The following is a 16,091-nucleotide window of genomic DNA, read 5'->3' on the forward strand; positions in this document are numbered from 1 at the left end:
CGGCCGGTCGGGCAGGACCACGGAGCACCGCGTCAGGTCACCGAAGGGCCCGACGCGTCACTGCCGGACAACTACTTGAGGAACTCGTGGCACTGCTTCGCCCGCGCCGAATCCTCCGCCATGACTTTCCGGAAGAACTCGGCGATGTCGTCCCGGCCCGCGTTCTCCGCGTCCCGGACGTACTGGCCGTAGTCATGCCCAGCTTTCAGTGAGTGGTACTGCACCGATATGAGGTCGAACGTCACATCGTCGAACCCGGTCTCGCCCGTCGCCATGGATCTCCCTCCATCGTCGTCCCCGTCAGGTACCCAGCCGAAGGCAGAGCAATCCACATCCGGACAGCCCATCCGGCCACCCGGACCGTCAACACCAGCAGGAGGTGCTCGTCGGCCCGGTGACGAGCCGTGCACTGGCAAGAAGAACTCAGCCCAGAAGCCACCTTCGTCCTCGCGGAAAAGGGCGAACACTCGCCTTTGCCCTGCACGAAGATCAGCCTGTTGGTGCGCCTGAGCATGCCGATCACCCAGCGCACGATCGCCGCTTTCCGGACGGCCACCGCCCCGGCTTGTTCAGCCGCGGGTCTCGGAGCGCCTCGATTGTTCGTCGTAGTCCCGTTTGCGTTGCGGGTAGCCGGTCCGGAAGACCTCGTAGACGGGAATCCCGCGCTGGTTGCCGAACCGGATCGCGTCGTCGAGGCTGCCGATCTTGCGCCGGGTCCACTCCCCGTCGCCCGCGATGAGCATGACGGTGGCGACGATCGTCGCCGTCCCCGGTTCGTAGTAGGCCTCGACGCCGGTGCGCTCCAGCGCCCACTGTTCCATGTATTCGAGATCTTCATCACGGGCGCGCTGCACGGGTGCCGCCGGGCCCGTCCCCGGGCGTCCTCGTCGACGCAACCGGCGGTACGCCCGGAACACCACGATCACGACCACGGCACCGAGCACCAGGACGAGCACGAACTCCACGCTCCAGATGCCGGCTTCCGGTGTGGTGGTCGCGGCGGTGGCGTCGAGCCAGTCGTGCAACGTGGAGACGTTGGTGGCCAGGCCCTTCTGCGCGGCACTGTCGCCGGTGGTCCCCGAGCCGCTGAGAGTGCCGATCAACTCCCAGCGACCGTCCTTCTGGACGATGACCGGGCCACCGGAATCGCCCTTGGCCGAGCGCTGCCCCGGGTCGTCCTCCGGCCACGTCAGCAGTTCACTGCCGGAGGACGTGCTCGCGGGCGCGCCCAGGCGCAGGGGCAACTGCTTGAGCGTCGTGGCGACCGCGCAGTCCTTCGCCTCGCAGACCTTGCCCCAGCCGACCAGCATCGCCTCCTGCCCGCTGCGCGGCATCATCCGCGCCGCGACCTGGATGGGCGCCTTGTCCGACGCCTCGTCCAGCTCGATGAGGCCGACGTCGAGCCCCGCTGGCCCCTTGACCAGCCGGTTGGCCCGGCGGGATTCGCCCTCGTAGCGCACGGTCGAGCCGATGAACAGGCGGAAGTCGTCAGCCGGGCGCAGCGGGTTGTCCAGCCCCGGGTCGCTCTCGGCCTGGTCAGGCCGCTCGGTGACGATGCAGTGCCCGGCGGTCAGCACCCAGCGCGGCGAGATCAGGGCGCCGGTGCACGCCCCACGGGAGTGCTCGACCACCACTGCCCACGGGTACTCCTGGGCAACCTCCTGACCCCCGACGATCGCCGACGCCGTCGCGGGGAAGATCCCACTGACCGCGACCACCGAGACGAGAACCGCCAGCGCGCCCCTGCCGATCGAACCCCACACGCCCATCCCCCACTCCAACCACGACCTCCGCACGATGCCAGAGCAGGAAACCGCCGACAAGCACAGGGCCCGCGGAGCACCCAGCCGTCAGTCCGTCAGCCGGGCTCAACGGCAAGCAGTGGACACCCCGAGAGCTACGCCACAGCTTCGTCCCCCTTCTCTCCGACGCGAAGGTGTCCATCGAAGTCATCTCCCGCCTGGTCGGCCACAGCGGCACCACGGTCACCGAGACCGTCCACCGCCACCAGATCGTCCGACGTGATCCGCACCAACCCCGACCAGACCAAGACCAGCGACCCCCTGCAACCCGCGGTTCCGCCACCAGGACGTGACCTCTCACTGACACCGCTGACACGTGACAGCGGATGAGTACTACTCATCGAGACGATGACTCCGACTCTTGCAGATGAGGGAGGACCGCCCTACGCTCACTGGGAGCGCTCCCAGTGTTCTCACCAACCGTCAGAGCAGACGGAGGAGATCGAGTCCCATGAGGTCGCTTTTCCCTGCCCGTCGGCGCCTCCACGCGACCGCGGTCACCGTCATGGTCGCTGCCGCGGCCACGGTCGCCACCGGCCCCGCCCACGCCGCCGACTACGAACGAATCCTCAACGGCACCTTCAGCGCGGGCACCACCGACCCCTGGTGGGCGAGCGCCGGGGTGACCAACCGCGTCGCGGGCGGTGAGCTGTGCGCGTCGGTCACCGGCGGCACGACGAACCCGTGGGACGCCCTGATCGGCCAGAACGGCGTGCCGTTCGAGGCCGGGCAGCAGTACACGATGTCCTTCGACGCCTACGCCGCCGCGCCCCAGCGCATCGCGGCCAACGCCGGTGAAGGGGTCAGCCCGTACCGGACCATCGCCCGGCACGAGGTCCAGCTGGGCACGAGCAAGCAGAAGTACACCTTCACGTTCACCTCCCAGCTCGACTTCCCGGACTCGGGCAACGGCCAGATCACCTTCCAGCTCGGCGGCAACGCGGCGAACAACACCGTCTGCGTGGACAACGTCTCGCTGGTCGGCGGCGTGATCCCGCCCGGCGGTCCTGGCGCGCCGACGAAGAAGGTCCAGGTCGACCAGGTCGCGTACGTGCCGGGTCTGCCGAAGCACGCCACCCTCGTGTCCACCGCGACCACCGCGCAGACCTGGGTGCTCAAGAACTCCGCCGGCACGGTCGTGGCCACCGGCCAGACCACGCCGAAGGGCGTCGACGCGCTGTCCGGCGACCCGGTGCATCTGATCGACTTCTCGTCCTACGACACGGCGGGCACGGGCTACACGCTGGCCGTCGGCACGGAGACCAGCTTCCCGTTCGCCATCTCCGCCGACCCGATCAAGCGGCTGCGCTACGACTCGCTGGCGTTCTTCTACCACCAGCGCAGCGGCATCGCGATCGACGCGCAGTACGTCGGCGCCGCGTACGCGCGGCCCGCGGGCCACCTCAACGTCGCGCCCAACCAGGGTGACAACAACGTGGCCTGCCGGTCCGATCTGAACTGCGGCTACACGCTGGACGTGCGCGGCGGCTGGTACGACGCGGGCGACCACGGCAAGTACGTCGTCAACGGCGGCATCTCGGCGTGGCAGGTGCTCAACACCTACGAGCGCGCCAAGCTGATCGGCGACGCGGCCGCACTGGGTGACGGCAAGCTCGCCATCCCGGAGAAGGCCAACGGGGTGCCCGACATCCTCGACGAGGCCCGCTGGGAGGTCGAGTTCCTGCTGCGGATGCAGGCGCCGGACGGCATGGTGCACCACAAGGTCCACGACGCGAACTGGACCGCCCTGCCCACACTGCCGCACCAGGACAGCCAGCCCCGCAGGCTCTCGGCGACCAGCACCGCGGCGACGCTGAACATGGCGGCGGTGGCGGCGCAGGCGGCCCGCATCTGGCAGACCGTCGACCCGGCGTTCTCGACGAGGGCGCTGGCCGCGGCGAAGAAGGCCTACGCGGCGGCGAAGGCGAACCCGAACAAGATCGCGGACCCGAACGACAGCACCGGCGGCGGCGCGTACTCCGACACCACGCTGACCGACGAGTTCTACTGGGCCGCCGCGGAGCTGTACGCGACGACCGGCGAGGCAGGCTACCGCGCGGACGTGACCGGCTCGTCCCTCTACAAGGGACGGTCGATCAACGACCGCGGCTACGACTGGGGATACACCGGTCCGCTCGGTGACATCACGCTGGCGCTGGTGCCGAACGGTCTGCCTGCCACCGACGTCGCGGCGATCAAGGCGGCGTTCGTGGCAGGCGCCGACAAGCTCCTGAACCAGATGGCGTCGCAGGGCTACCCCGCCCCGTACCGGGAGCCCGACGGCACCTACGTGTGGGGCTCGAACGGCCTGGTCGCCAACAACGCGTCGGTGCTCGCGCTGGCGCACGACTTCACCGGCGCGGCCAAGTACCGCGAGGGCGTGTTCGAGGCGCTGCACTACCTGTTCGGCCGCAACCCGGTGAGCTACTCCTACGTCAGCGGGTACGGCGGGCAGCCGGTGCGCAACGTCCACCACCGGCACTGGGCGAACCAGCTCGACCCGAGCCTGCCCATCGCGCCACCCGGTGCGCTCTCCGGCGGCCCGAACAGCGGGTTGCAGGACCCGGTCGCGGAGCGCAGCCTCCAGGGCTGCAAGCCGCAGAAGTGCTTCGTGGACCACATCGAGGCGTACTCGCTCAACGAGGTCACGGTCAACTGGAACTCGGCGCTGGCGTGGATCGCCAACTGGGCGGCGGAGAAGTCGGGCGCACCGATCCCACCCGACACCACTCCCCCGGCCACGCCGGGCACCCCGGTGGCGTCCAACGTCACCGCGACGGGCGCGACGCTGACCTGGGCCGCGTCCAGCGATCCGGAGAGCGGTGTCAGGAACTACGACGTCATCTCGCTCGAAGGGGACACGTCCCGGGTGGTCACGACGGTCACCGGCACCTCCGCGACGTTGACCGGGCTGACGCCGAGCACCGCGTACCGGTTCGCCGTCAAGGCCCGCAACGGGGCGGGACTCACGTCCGCGCTCTCCGGCGCGGTCGACGTGACCACCAGTGCGAACGGCCCGACGTACTGCAGGATCGGCTACCAGGCGTCCGGGTGGAGCACGGGACTGTCCGCGAACGTCACCATCACCAACACCAGCGGCGCGGACTGGACGTCGTGGACCCTCCGGTTCACGTGGCCCGGCAACCAGCGGATCACCGAGGGCTGGTCGGCGACCTGGACGCAGTCCGGCGCCGCGGTGTCGGCGACGCCCGTGTCGTGGAACAGCCGCGTGCCGGCCGGTGGCTCGGTGCAGGTCGGGTTCAACGCCTCGTCGACACCGCCCCACCCGGAGCCGACCGACTTCTCGGTCAACGGACAGCCCTGTGCGAAGGGCTGACGTGCGGAGTCCGCTCATCAGCAGACAGGAGCACAGCCATGACAGAAAGACGTCACCTCCGCCGGTGGTGGACACCGATCGCCGCCGCCGCTCTCGTCCTCGCGAGCGTCGGGGTGGCCGATGCCCGGCCGGCACCCGCACTTGAGGACACCGGCACGCTCGCCGCGTCACCCGGCTGCGGCAAGGCCCCGACCCTGACCAGCGGCACCCACACGATCCAGAGCAGCGGCCAGAACCGATCCTTCATCCTGAGGTTGCCCGACAACTACAACAACAACACCCAGTACCGGCTGATCTTCGGTTACCACTGGCGGGGCGGCACCGCGAACGACGTCGACTCAGGCGGAACCGACGGCTACAACTGGTCCTACTACGGCCTGCGGAGGCTGGCGAACAACTCCGCGATCTTCGTCGCGCCCCAGGGCATCGGGAACGGCTGGGCCAACTCCGGCGGTCAGGACGTCACGTTCACCGACGACATGATGAGGCGGATCGAGAACGACCTGTGCGTCGACACGGCACAGCGCTTCGCACTGGGCTTCAGCTACGGCGGCGGCATGAGCTACGCGCTCGCCTGTGCCAGGGCCACGACCTTCCGCGCGGTCGCGGTCTACTCCGGCGCGCAGCTGAGCGGGTGCAGCGGCGGCACACAGCCCATCGCGTACATGGGGATTCACGGCATCAGCGACTCGGTGCTCAACATCTCGTCGGGACGTTCGTTGCGTGACACCTTCGTCAGGAACAACGGCTGCACCGCGCAGAACCCACCCGAGCCGTCGCCGGGCAGTCGCACGCACATCGTCACCGCGTACTCGGGTTGCCGTGCCGGGTACCCGGTCGTGTGGGCCGCGTTCGACGGCGGTCACACCCCCGGTCCCATCGACGGCGGCGGCGAGGGCTGGCGGACCTGGACCTCCGGCGAGGTGTGGAAGTTCTTCACCGGGGACACGCCGCCGACCCCGACCACGTTCCGGCTGCGCGGCGAGTCCTCCGGCCGGTGCCTCGACGTCACCGGCGCCAACTCGGCGAACGGCACCCAGCTGATCCTCTGGGACTGCCACGCAGGCGCCAACCAGCAGTTCACCCGCAACAACCAGGCCCTGCAGGTGCTGGGCAAGTGCCTGGACGCACCACCCAACGCCGCACCAGGCACCCGCGTACAGATCTGGGACTGCCACGGCGGCACCAACCAACAATGGAACGTCAACGACAACGGCACCATCACCAACGTCCAAACCGGACTCTGCCTCAACGCCACCGGCACCGCCAACAACGCGACCGTCACCGTGGCGACCTGCAACAACACCGCCGGCCAACGCTGGGCCAAGGCCTGACCGGCCGGGTGCGGACAGCCGCCGGCCGCCGTGCGGCTGTCCGCACCAGCAACGTCGTCAACGATCTTCTTCGCTGCTCCACGAGAACGGGTCGGTGTCATGGTGACCAACGGATACGAGTTCGCGCCGTCGCTGCGCCGCCTGCTGTGCGTGCTCACCGCGGTGGCCCTGATGTCGGTCGGGTTGTTCGTCAGCGCCCCGCGGGCCGGTGCTGACACCAGCCCGTTCCGGGGCGTGAACTGGGCGCGGAAAGGCGACAACTTCACGACCGGCACACTCGTTCTGGAGGGGCTGAGCGGATCCGACAGTTACGCGACCGTCCGGGCCAAGGCCGACGCCGTCTACGCCGACATGGCGAACCTGCTCGGCGCCAACACCGTCCGGCTGCCCGTCAACACCCACACCGTCGGCTCGTCGTGGTGGCACGCCTACCGCGGCACCATCGACGCCGCGACGGCCCGGGGGTTCACGGTGATCCTCGCCTACTGGGAGGACGGCGCCGCCTCCGGCGGGCGGATCACCGACATGGGCGCCTTCAACTCGATGTGGGACACCGTGGTCGCACAGTACGGCGGCAACGGCCTGGTCTACTTCGAGCCGATGAACGAACCGCACGGGTACAGCGCGAGCGAATGGATGAACGTCGCCGCCAACTGGATCAACGCCCGCCCGTCGGTGCCGAGGGGCCGGATTCTGGTCGGCGGTACGGGCTTCAGCCAGGACCTCAGGCCCGTGTGCAACGACAGCCGTTTCAACGGCACACTGCTGTCGTTCCATTTCTACGCGTTCTTCTACGGACAGCACGACTACGCCGGCTGGCGGGACATCGCGCGGACCCAGCTGGGCGACTGCGCGTCCCGCGCCGTCGTGACCGAGTTCGGTGCGCCGATGGACACCGGTCTCGACTACGGAAACCCGAACAGCACCGACAACTTCGTCCGGTACCTGCGCGCCATCACCGACACCATGCACGACAACGCCATGGGCGGGACGTACTGGCCGGCTCTCGGCGGCAAGGTCACCGCCGGGAAGACCTACGACTGGTACTCCATGTTCGCGCTCAACGGCAGCGGCACCGACCTTTCGCTGAGCATCCGCAACGCCGCCGGAGCCGACCGGCTCCGGTACGCCTGGGGTGACGACAGCCCCGGCGGGCAGGTCACCGCCATCGTCAACCGGAACTCCGGCAAGTGTGTGGACGTCGTGAGCGCCTCGAGCGCCGACGGCGCCGAGATCATCCAGTGGGACTGCCACGGCGGCACCAACCAGCAGTGGGAGGCAGTTTCCACCGGCGACGGCCACGTCCAGCTCGTCTCCCGGCATTCCGCCAAGTGCCTCGACGTCTCCGGCGCGTCGACCGCCAACGGCGCCAGGGTCATCCTCTGGTCGTGCAACGGCGGGACCAACCAGCAGTGGCAGCTGCGCGACAACGGCGGCGGCTACGTGCAGATCGTCGCCCGCCACTCCGGCAGGTGCCTGGACGTGATCGGCTCCTCGACCGCGAACGGCACCCGGCTCCAGCAGTACGACTGCCAGAGCACCGCCGCCCAGCAATGGAGCCGACGCTGACGACCCCGCGCAGGGGTCGTCAGCACGGCCGAGGAGACCTCGCACAACACCCCAACGCGCCGCCTCCACGGCACGGGCACGCCGGCACCCGGTGGTCACCCGAAGACGCGGCGCTGGATCTCCCGGCGGTAGTCCTCGAGGGTGTTGTCCAGGTGCGTGGCCGCGGCCTCGGCCGCTTCGTCGGGCTTGCCGTCGCGGATCGCGCGGTAGATGGCGGCGTGTTCCTCGACCGCCTCCGCCGCGTGGCCGCCGACCGTGCCGTGCAGGCCGATCGTGCTGGACTGCTGTTGCAGGCGACGGGCCTCGCGTACCGAGGCGACCAGAAACTGGTTGTGCGACGCGTCCGCGACGGCGAGGTGGAAGTCGTCGTCGCCGCGGTCGAACAACGCGGCCTGCCCGGTCTCGTGGCCGTGCCTGCAGGTGTCGACGGCGTCCTCGATCGCCCGCAGTTCGGCCGGTGTCGCGTGCACCGCGGCGAGCCGGCTCGCCGCGGTCTCCTGGATGCGCCGGAACTCGAACAGCATGTACACGTGGTCGAGGTCGGTGGGCAGGAAGAAACCACCCCAGCGCGACGAACCCAGCATCCCGACGTCGTCGGCCACGTACAGGCCCCTGCCCTTGTGCGCCCTGACTCGCCCGATCGCCGACAGGATCTTGACCGCCTCGCGCACCACACTGCGGCTGGCGTCGAGGCGCTCGGCCAGGTCCTTCTCGGTCGGCATCCGGTCACCGGGACGCAACCCCGACTCGGCGATGAGCTGGAGGATCCGCTCGGCCATGAGCTCGTATCCCGGTCGGTACGAGCCCGCCGACCGGGTGGCACCGTCGGCCGCGACCTCCGCCATACCGAGAGATCCTACATCAGCGGCGCCGCAGGTGAGTCGTACTCATCCGCGCCCGGCGCGGCGCGCGCTCGGGAATGGCGCGGCACCGACGAGAACAGCGCCAGTGCCGCCACCACTGCCCATGCGGCCGCGCGCAGGCCTCGTACCGGAATACGTCTGCGCTTCACCGCACATGAAGAAAACCCATCGTCTTTGACGGCAGGCACACCGTGCCCGAGCAGGTCCCGCAAAGCAGAAAGGCTCGATGTGAACGCTAACACAGATCGCGGAGCGGAACAATCGCACTACACACCTACGCAGAGCGACCGGTGTGCTGTTGCAGATCGTCGCGAAGCCGGGCCGCTGCGGCCGTGGCATTGGATGAGTCTGACTCATCGCTGGCAGCCGACCCGTCGCCGTTACTGGGGTCCAGTCCCGAACCCCGCCGTCAAGCTGCGATTACGCCAAGACCCGTGGTGGATGTCGCTCGCAGGTCCACGGATGAGTCGTATCCATGTCATTGCGGTCGCACGATTCCTGTGGTGGACTGATGGTTGCCTCGGCAGGGGCGTTCGCCGGATCCGTTCCACGTAAGGAGATCCCGTGTTCGCGTCCTCGTCCCCCGCTGTGCGGAGATCCGCGCTGACCGTCGTCGCCGTCGCCGTGACGGCCCTGCTCTCCCCCGCTCCTCCCGCTTCCGCGGCGCCCACCACGCTGTACGCCGCTCCGTCCGGTACCGGCACGAGCTGTACCGCCGCCGCACCGTGTTCGTTGTCCGCCGCGCAGGCGGCGGTGCGGTCGCTCAACGCGACGATGTCCGACGACGTCGTGGTGGAGCTGGCCGGTGGGGTGTACCGGCTTTCCGCGCCGCTGCGGCTGACCGAGGCCGACTCCGGCAACAACGGTCACCGCGTCGTGTGGCGGGCAGCGGCGTCGGCGAGTCCCGTGATCAGCGGCGCCCGGGCGGTCACCGGCTGGTCGGTCGCCGACGCCGGCAAGAACATCTGGCGCGCCAACGTGGGCACCGGGATCGACAGCAGGCAGCTGTACGTCGACGGCGCGATCGCCACCCGTGCGCGCTCCCAGGTGAACCGCGCCGACTTCACCTTCACCAGCACGGGCATGACCTTCTCCACTCCCGCGCTGAGCTACCTCAACAACCTCGCGAACCAGAACCGGGTCGAGGTCGAGAGCGTCAACTCGTTCACCGACCGGTACTCGCCGGTGCAGAGCATCAGCGGGAACGTCGTCACGATGAAGCAGCCCGCGTGGAACAACAACACCTTCGGCTACGACACGCTCACCGCCCCGCACCGGGCCGGTCCGTTCTACCTCGCCAACGCCTACGAGTTCCTCGACTCGCCGGGCGAGTGGTACCTCAACCCCGGCAGCGGCACGCTGTACTACATTCCGCTGTCCGGGCAGAACATGAGCACGGTCGGCGTCGAGCTGCCGGTCACGCAGTCGCTGGTGAACGTCGGCGGCACCTACGACGCGCCCGCGCACGACATCACGTTCAGCGGGATCACGTTCACCGGCACGACCTGGCTCGGCCCCAGCGGCAACGAGGGCTACGCGGACCAGCAGACCGGCGCCTACCTCGCGGGCAACTGGAGCTGGCCGGCCGACCGGCTGACGTCCTGTCAGAACGGCTGCCGGCAGTTCGAGGCGGCCCGGCCGCACTGGCACCAGATGCCCGCGGCCGTACAGGTCTCGGCGGCCCGCGGCATCACCTTCAGCGACTCGGCGTTCGTCAACCTGGGACAGACGGCCATCGGCATCGGCAACGACGCCAACGCGCACGCCAGCGGGGTCGGCCTCGGCGCGAGCGACATCACGATCACCGGCTCGGAGATCGCGAGGAGCTCCGCGGGCGGCATCATCGCGGGCGGGGTCCGCGCGGACGCGCACCACCCGAGCGACCAGCGGATGGTCAACCGGAACATCACCGTGACCGACAACCGCATCCACGACCTCGGCGTGGAGTACCGCGGCAACGTCTCCGTCCTGACCACCTACGTCACGACCACCGACGTGTCCCACAACGAGGTCTACAACATGCCGTACTCCGGCATGTCGATCGGTTATGGCTGGGGCAGCAACGACGCGGGCGGCAGCGACCACTACGCGGGCCGCGGACTGTACGACTACCAGCCGCGGTACACGACGCCGACCACGGCGTCCGGCAACCGGCTCGTCGGCAACCACATCCACGACGTGATGCGGCAGATGAACGACGGCGGCTGCATCTACACGCTCGGGTGGAACCCGAACGCGCAGATCCGGGAGAACCACTGCGTGCGGACTAACGGCTATTTCGGGATCTACTTCGACGAGGGCTCCAAGTACTACACCGCGACGAACAACGTCTTCTCCGCCACCGGGACGTGGGCCACCGCCAACTACTGGGGCGGCGAGAACATGGGCAACTGGACGGTCACGAACAACTGGTCGGCCAACGGCAGCACCAACATCACGAACGGCGACCGGGGCAACGTGGTGTCCGGCAACGTCACGGTCACCGGCGGGAACTGGCCGTCCGGCGCCCAGACCGTGATGGCGAACGCCGGGCCGCGGGACGGCGGCACCCCGCACACCACCGCGATCGTCGGCGGTCAGTCCGCCCGCTGCGTCGACGTCACCGGAGCGAGCACCGCCAACGGCACCCGGGTGCAGCTGTGGGACTGCCACGGCGGCACCAACCAGCAGTGGACCTACACCTCTGGCAAGCAGCTGGTGGTGTACGGCGGCAAGTGCCTCGACGCCTCCGGCGGCGGCACCGCGAACGGCACGGCGGCGATCATCTGGGACTGCCACGGCGGCACGAACCAGCAGTGGAACGTCAACGCGAACGGCACGATCACGGGCGTGCAGTCCGGGCTGTGCCTCGACGCGTCCGGCCACGGCACCGCGAACGGCACCCTGATCCACCTCTGGTCATGCACCGGCGGGACGAACCAGCAATGGAGCCTGCGATGAGAACCCGTGCACTGTGGTCGGTCGTTCTGGTCGCGGCGTGGGCGTTGACCGGTTGCGGCAGCGCCGCCGGACCGGGCTCGGGCGGCGGCAAGGCGGACACCCTCGTGGTCTGGGACTGGAAGTCGGGCGACGACGCCGCGGCCACCTACCTCGAGAAGGCCAAGGCCGACTTCGCGGAGAAGCACCCGGACGTCACCGTCGAGTTCGTCGCCCAGCCGTTCGACCAGTACTACACGCTGCTCGGCGCCGCCATCCAGGCGGGCAAGGGACCGGACGTCATGCTGTTCAACGGCGGCGGCCAGATCCGGGACCGGACCGACGCGCTCGTCCCGCTGGACCCCTACCTCGCCGACGACCGGGCCCGGCTGACCGGCTGGGAGGCGTTCGGCAAGGACGGGAAGACCTACGCCGCGCCGGTCACGTTGCAGGGCCACCCGATCTACTACAACAAGAAGCTGTACGAACAGGCCGGGCTGGACCCCGACACCCCGGCGGCGACCTGGCAGGACTTCGTACGCGACTGCGGCACGATCAAGGACGAGACCGGTGCCGGTTGCTTCGCGCTCGGCAACAAGGAAGGCATCGGCATCCAGTTCTTCCTGTCCGCCATGGGTTCCGGCGTGCTCACCGACGAGGAGTACGACGACTGGATCGCCGGGGACCGGGACTGGAGCTCGCCACACGTGAAGCGGATCTTCGAGTTGTGGCGGGAGACCGGCGACGCGGGCCTCAACAACGAGGGCGCCAACTCGACCGCCATGTTCAACGACGCGTTCGCGCTCTTCTCCGCCGGCAAGGCAGCGCACGTCATCGGGTTGATGTCCGATGTCGGGCACTGGAAGGACTTCGGCGAGTTCCTCGACGCCGACGACGTCGGCGTCATGCCGGCGCCGGTCGTCACCGACGGCACGACGCCGAGCCTTCCGTACGACGGCGGCATCGGGTACGCGGTCGCCGAGTGGACGGCCGACCCGGCGCTCGCCGCCGATCTCGTCCGCTCGCTGACGTCACGGGACGCGCTGGCCGCGTTCCACGCCGACGCGGGCGCGATCGCCGCCGACACCACCATCGACGTGTCGAAGGCGGGCCCGGCGGTCGCGCGGATCGTGTCGGAGATCGAGACCGGTGAGCCCGCCCTGCACGTGGCGCTGTCGTCGGGCACCCTCGACCTGATGGGGCGGCTGTCCCAGCAGCTGCTGAGCGGGTCGGTCACCGTCGACGAGGCGCTGCGCCGGCTGGCCGCGTCGGACCGGGAAGGCTGACCGGGTGGCGATCGGGAGCACGTCGCCGGTCCGCCCGGCGCCTGCCGCGCGTACCGGCGGGCCGGCGCCACGCCCGGCCGCGCGCCGCGTCTCCCGTCGCGTGGAGCGTCTCGCGCCGTACCTGCTCGTCGCTCCCGCTGTGCTGATCCTCGTCGTGTTGCGCCTGTACCCGCTTGTCCTCGGCGTCAACTTCTCCTTCACCGGGGACGGGGAACGTGACGGAACGGCAGTCGGATTCGACAACTACGCGACCCTCTTCGCCGACCCGCTCTTCCTCGGCGCGTTGCGGAACGTCGGACTGCTGGTGCTGTTGCTCCCCGTGGCCGTCGCGATTCCCGGGCTGCTCGCGACGTTCATCCACCTGCGGGTGCCGGGACACCGGGTCTACCGCGGCGTCTACTTCTTCCCCGCCGTGCTGTCGCCGGTGATCGTCGGTGCGATCTTCAACCTCCTGCTGGCCTTCGACGGCCCGGTGAACGCCCTGCTCGACGCCGTCGGGCTCGGCGCGGTCGACTGGCTCGGCGACCCGGACGTCGCGATCTTCGCGGTCGTCGGGGTGCACGTGTGGGCGACCTTCGGGATGGCGCTGGTGGTGTTCCTCGCCGGGTTCTCCACTCTGGACTCCGCGCTGCTCGACGCCGCGCGGATCGACGGCGCGTCGCTGCCGGGGATCATCCGGCACGTGATCGTTCCCGGCCTGTCCCGCACCATCCAGTTCGTGTTCGTGACCACGATGATCGGGATGCTGACGTCGATGTTCGGGCTGCTGTACGTGATGACCGGCGGTGGCCCGGGTGGCGCGACCTACCTGCCGGAGTACTACATCTGGATCCAGCAGGGCCGGATGAACCGCCCGGCGCTCGCCGCGGCCGCGTCCACTGTGCTTTTCGGCGTCATGGTGGTGGTGGGGCTGCTGCAGATCAGCGTGCTCCGCCGGTCGGGCAGGGTCGACTGATGCGGGCCGCGAGCAGGTGGCTGGCCGCCGTCCCGATGGCGGCGCTCGCACTGGCCACGATCTACCCGTTGGTGTTCACCACCAACGTGGCGCTGAAGACCAGGCACGAGTACGTCCTCGACCGCTTCTCCCCCACGGCCGCGCCGCGGCTGGACAACCTGGGCGCCGCGTGGAGCAGCGTCGGGATGGCACGTTACTTCGCCAACTCGGTCGTCGTCGTGACGTGCGCGGTCGTGCTGCTGCTGGTGGTCGGCTCGATGGCGGGCTTCGCGCTGGGCAGGCTGCGCTTCCGCGGGTCGCGGGTGCTCTTCCTCGGCTGTCTCGCCGCGCTGTTCGTCCCGTTCCAGGTCATCATGGTCCCGCTCGCGAGGACACTCGCCGACCTCGGCCTGATCGACACCTATCCCGGGCTGGTCCTCGCCTACGTCGCGCAGTTCCTCCCGTTCACGATCTTCCTGATGGCGAGCTACTACGCGCACGTCCCGGTCGAGATCGTCGACGCGGCCAAGATCGACGGCAACACCCTGTTCGGCGTGTACCGGCGGGTGATGCTGCCGCTCGGCACCCCCGCGCTGCTCTCCGTCGGCATCCTGAACACGTTGTTCTGCTGGAACGACGTGCTCATCGCGCTGCTGGTGATGCCGTCCGCCGAGCACCGGACCCTGATGGTGGGGGTCACGTCGCTGCGCGGCCAGTACTCGGACGACATCCCGACGTTCGCCGCAGGCGTCCTGATCGCCGCCGTGCCGATGCTGCTGATCTACCTCTTCTTCCAGCGCCGGATAGCCGAGGGCGTCACCGCCGGTTCCACGAAGGGCTGAACATGCGCATCACGGGGTTCCGAACCCTCGACACGGTCCAGGACTGGGGGCGCCCGGTCGGTGACGCCAACGGCGTCTTCGCCGACGGGGTCACCCCCGTGCCGATCGTCCTGGTGGACACCGACGAGGGGATCACGGGCGTCGGCATCGGACCGCACACCGGCGCCGAGGCCGTCTTCGCCGCCATCGACGGGGAGGACCCGCGCGGTGTCACCGCGTTGTACGACCGCATGCTGCGGCAGACGTTCAAGGCCGGGCACGCGGGCGCGGTGTTCGGCACCATCGGCGCGTTCGACACCGCGCTGTGGGACATCAAGGCCCAGGCCGCCGGGGAACCGCTGTGGCGTCTGCTCGGCGGCCGGGACCGCGTGGTGCCCGCGTACGCGTCCGGTCTGGACATCGGCCTGACCGACGACGAGCTCGTCGCCGTGTACCGCGGGTACGCCGAACACGGCCTGCGTGCCGCCAAGCTGAAGGGAGGTCTCGACGTCGAACGGGACCAGCACCGGCTGACCCTGGTCCGCGACGTGATGGCAGGCGCGGCACGTGGCGGCAGGCCGGCCCTGATGCTCGACGCGAACGAGTCGTGGTCCCGGAAGCAGGCCGTCCGCCACGTGTGTGAGCTGGAACGCACCCTCGACCTGACCTGGGTGGAGGAACCGGTCCGGCGCTGGGACGCGGACGGGCTGGCCGTCGTCGGCAGGGGCATCCGCGCCGCGGTCGCCACCGGGGAGAACCTCACCGGCCTCGAACAGTTCCGCCCGCTGCTCGCCGCGGGCGCGGTCGACGTCGTCCAGACCGGCGCGGGCTGGGGCATCACCCACTTCCTGCGCGTCGCCATCCTCGCCCACGCGTACGACCTGCCGGTCAGCCCGGTCGGGAACACCCCGGTAGGCCTGCTGCACGCCGCGACCGCGACACCGAACCACCTCGCGAGCGAGCTCCAGGACCTCGAACCACCACTCGGCATGCACGTCGACGTGCACGTCGAGAACGGCGAGTTCGTCCTCGGCGACACGCCGGGCCTCGGCATCCGCGTCGACGAGGACCTCATCCGGGCATCCGCCCGTCGCCCGGGCACCGCCGTCGGCGGCCCGAACGTCCGGCCGGAGTCAGCCGGACGACGACTGTTCGTCCCGACCGACGGCGTCCACTACCCGTTCGGCGAACGCGACGCCCTGCCCCGGCTGACCGGCATCTGACACGGT

The 16,091-nt window shown here is 69.5% G+C and carries 12 protein-coding genes; 8 read left to right on the forward strand and 4 right to left on the reverse strand.

The annotated features are described in order from the left end of the window. Positions 1-71: 71 nt before the first annotated feature. The gene (locus tag ACYQ77_RS15170) at positions 72-275 is read right to left on the reverse strand and encodes an acyl carrier protein (protein WP_459711569.1); all 204 of its coding nucleotides are present in this window, start codon (positions 273-275) and stop codon (positions 72-74) included. Positions 276-569: 294 nt separating this feature from the next. After that, entirely contained in the window at positions 570-1,769 is a 1,200-nt protein-coding gene (locus ACYQ77_RS15175; protein ID WP_459711571.1) for a S1 family peptidase, read from the reverse strand. Positions 1,770-2,253: 484 nt separating this feature from the next. On the opposite strand from ACYQ77_RS15175, the gene ACYQ77_RS15180 reads away from it, so the two are divergent. The 3 genes from ACYQ77_RS15180 to ACYQ77_RS15190 all read left to right on the forward strand — a co-directional run bounded on the left by ACYQ77_RS15180 (position 2,254) and on the right by ACYQ77_RS15190 (position 8,042). After that, on the forward strand, positions 2,254-5,139 hold the full coding sequence (locus tag ACYQ77_RS15180) for a glycoside hydrolase family 9 protein (RefSeq protein WP_459711573.1): 2,886 nt from the start codon (positions 2,254-2,256) through the stop codon (positions 5,137-5,139). Positions 5,140-5,177: 38 nt separating this feature from the next. After that, complete coding sequence (locus ACYQ77_RS15185) at positions 5,178-6,473, forward strand: ricin-type beta-trefoil lectin domain protein (protein WP_459711576.1); 1,296 nt, start codon at positions 5,178-5,180, stop codon at positions 6,471-6,473. Between the two features lie 99 nt (positions 6,474-6,572). Beyond that, positions 6,573-8,042, forward strand: a complete 1,470-nt coding sequence (locus tag ACYQ77_RS15190; RefSeq protein ID WP_459711577.1) for an RICIN domain-containing protein — start codon at positions 6,573-6,575, stop codon at positions 8,040-8,042. Between the two features lie 95 nt (positions 8,043-8,137). On the opposite strand, the gene ACYQ77_RS15195 is transcribed toward ACYQ77_RS15190, so the two are convergent. Together ACYQ77_RS15195 and ACYQ77_RS15200 are read right to left on the reverse strand one after the other, a co-directional pair. Continuing rightward, positions 8,138-8,887, reverse strand: coding sequence for a FadR/GntR family transcriptional regulator (locus tag ACYQ77_RS15195; protein WP_459711579.1), 750 nt, complete (start codon positions 8,885-8,887; stop codon positions 8,138-8,140). An 11-nt stretch (positions 8,888-8,898) separates the two neighbouring features. Further along, complete coding sequence (locus ACYQ77_RS15200; RefSeq protein WP_459711580.1) at positions 8,899-9,117, reverse strand: hypothetical protein; 219 nt, start codon at positions 9,115-9,117, stop codon at positions 8,899-8,901. A 352-nt stretch (positions 9,118-9,469) separates the two neighbouring features. On the opposite strand from ACYQ77_RS15200, the gene ACYQ77_RS15205 reads away from it, so the two are divergent. The 5 genes from ACYQ77_RS15205 to ACYQ77_RS15225 are packed head-to-tail and all read left to right on the forward strand — an operon-like array spanning position 9,470 to position 16,085. Next, on the forward strand, positions 9,470-11,845 hold the full coding sequence (locus tag ACYQ77_RS15205; protein ID WP_459711582.1) for an RICIN domain-containing protein: 2,376 nt from the start codon (positions 9,470-9,472) through the stop codon (positions 11,843-11,845). Further along, positions 11,842-13,107 carry an ABC transporter substrate-binding protein gene (locus ACYQ77_RS15210; RefSeq protein ID WP_459711584.1) on the forward strand — a complete coding sequence of 422 codons (1,266 nt, stop codon included), beginning with the start codon at positions 11,842-11,844 and terminating at the stop codon, positions 13,105-13,107. Before ACYQ77_RS15205 ends, ACYQ77_RS15210 begins: the two co-directional genes overlap by 4 nt. Positions 13,108-13,111: 4 nt before the next feature. Next, on the forward strand, positions 13,112-14,062 hold the full coding sequence (locus ACYQ77_RS15215) for a carbohydrate ABC transporter permease (protein WP_459711587.1): 951 nt from the start codon (positions 13,112-13,114) through the stop codon (positions 14,060-14,062). Continuing rightward, entirely contained in the window at positions 14,062-14,883 is an 822-nt protein-coding gene (locus ACYQ77_RS15220; protein WP_459711589.1) for a carbohydrate ABC transporter permease, read from the forward strand. The genes ACYQ77_RS15215 and ACYQ77_RS15220 overlap by 1 nt, the downstream gene beginning before the upstream one ends. A 2-nt stretch (positions 14,884-14,885) precedes the next feature. After that, positions 14,886-16,085, forward strand: a complete 1,200-nt coding sequence (locus ACYQ77_RS15225; RefSeq protein WP_459711592.1) for a mandelate racemase/muconate lactonizing enzyme family protein — start codon at positions 14,886-14,888, stop codon at positions 16,083-16,085. Positions 16,086-16,091: the final 6 nt, after the last annotated feature.

The sequence above is a fragment of the Actinophytocola sp. KF-1 genome, assembly GCF_054661535.1.